Source organism: Mesorhizobium sp. M4A.F.Ca.ET.090.04.2.1, assembly GCF_003999085.1.
In the GTDB taxonomy this organism is placed as follows: Bacteria; Pseudomonadota; Alphaproteobacteria; order Rhizobiales; family Rhizobiaceae; genus Mesorhizobium.
This window is the reverse complement of sequence record NZ_RZOT01000831.1, coordinates 1-1,494: the sequence shown is the minus strand read 5'-3', so window position 1 is coordinate 1,494 and position 1,494 is coordinate 1. Positions and strand designations below refer to the sequence as shown.

3 protein-coding genes are annotated in these 1,494 nt (G+C 67.3%); 2 read left to right on the top strand and 1 reads right to left on the bottom strand.

The genetic code is table 11. The annotated features are described in order from the left end of the window. Both EN781_RS32365 and EN781_RS32360 read left to right on the top strand, forming a co-directional pair. The coding region (locus tag EN781_RS32365) for a hypothetical protein (RefSeq protein ID WP_145965783.1) at positions 1 to 230 on the top strand (230 nt) is incomplete at its 5' end. Between the two features lie 64 nt (positions 231 to 294). Continuing rightward, a complete protein-coding gene (locus EN781_RS32360; protein ID WP_126058269.1) occupies positions 295 to 1,044 on the top strand; it encodes an SDR family oxidoreductase in 750 nt (249 codons plus the stop codon). Between the two features lie 24 nt (positions 1,045 to 1,068). On the opposite strand, the gene EN781_RS32355 is transcribed toward EN781_RS32360, so the two are convergent. Further along, positions 1,069 to 1,494: zinc-binding dehydrogenase (locus EN781_RS32355; RefSeq protein ID WP_145965782.1), on the bottom strand; the 426-nt coding region annotated here is incomplete at its 5' end.

Here is a 1,494-nt window from a genome sequence, read left to right as displayed (position 1 = left end):
CCGGTCAGCCGGTGCCGGTGCCGCAGGCGGCGATCGGTCAGTCCGCCCAGGCGCCCGCACGCCCGGCGCGTCCGGCCCGGCCGGCCGAGACGGTCGATGCCGACGGGTTCGACATGCCGAGCGATGGCGGGACGACCGCCTCGGTCGGCCATCCGGTGCCGCCTGGCAATGTCGGCGGCCCGACGAAAAAGCGGCAGACCTCGATCCTCGACATCCTCACCGGCGGTTGAGCGGCAACATCGCCTCTCGCCATGGCTTGCGCCTTCGGCTACATGTCCGGCCGGAGACCGCGACATGGCCGAGACCGATACAAGAAAAACCATCGTGCTGACCGGTGCCAGCCGGGGCATCGGCCATGCGACGGTGAAGCGCTTCTCGCGTGAGGGCTGGCGCGTCATCACCTGCTCGCGCCAGGCTTTTGCCGAGGACTGTCCATGGCCAGCCGGGCCGGAGGACCACATCAAGGTCGATCTCGCCGACCAGGAGGATGTCGGCATCGCCGTCTCTGAGATCCGCCACCGGCTGGAGGCGCATGGCGGCCAGCTCAACGCGCTGGTCAACAATGCCGGCATTTCGCCGAAGCTGAAGGACGGCAGCCGGATGAACTCGATCGACACGCCGATGCATGTCTGGCGTGACGTGTTCCAGGTCAATTTCTTCGCGCCGATCATGCTGGCCAGGGGCCTGTTCAAGGAGCTGGCGCAGGCGAAGGGCTCGATCGTCAACGTCACCTCGATCGCCGGCACCCGTGTGCATCCCTTCGCCGGCACGGCTTACGCGACATCGAAGGCGGCACTGGGTTCGCTGACGCGCGAGATGGCGCATGATTTCGGCCCGCACGGCATCCGCGTCAACGCCATCGCGCCGGGCGAGATCGACACCGCTATCCTGTCGCCGGGCACCGACAAGATCGTCGAGACGATCCCGCTCAGACGCCTCGGCGCCACGGCGGAGGTGGCCGACATCATCTTCTTCCTGTGCTCCGGGCAGGCGTCCTATGTCACCGGCTCGGAGATCCACATCAATGGCGGTCAGCACGTCTGACCCTCGATTTCGGGGCAAAATCGCTCATCCGGTCATGGTGAGGACGGCCTTGCCGCTGAAGCTGCGCTGCCGCAGGGCGTCCAGCGCCTGGCCGATGTCTGTCCACGGCACAGTCAAGGCGACGCGGGTTTCCAACCGGCCAGCCGCGACCAGGGCGAGCAGTGAGGCGATATCGGCGCCGATGGCTGGACCGGACGTATAGTAGGCGAAGGTCTGAAGCCTCGCCCCTTCATGGCCCGGAACGAACTGGCGAAATCCGACGGGCGTCAGTTCGCCGCTGCTTGAACCGAACATGACGATGGTGCCGCCCGGCGCGACGCGTTCGATCGCGTGCGCGAGGCTTGCGCCGCCGACCGACTCGGTGATCAGCGAGAACGGCCCCTCGGCCCGCTCGATCGACTCGACGACACGTTCGGCGCCCAGCCCACGCAGGTCCTCTTCATGCCGGGC

Excerpts from the sequence above, each read along its gene's own strand:
- EN781_RS32360 (WP_126058269.1), top strand. The coding sequence starts at position 295 with ATGGCCGAGACCGATACAAGAAAAACCATCGTGCTGACCGGTGCCAGC.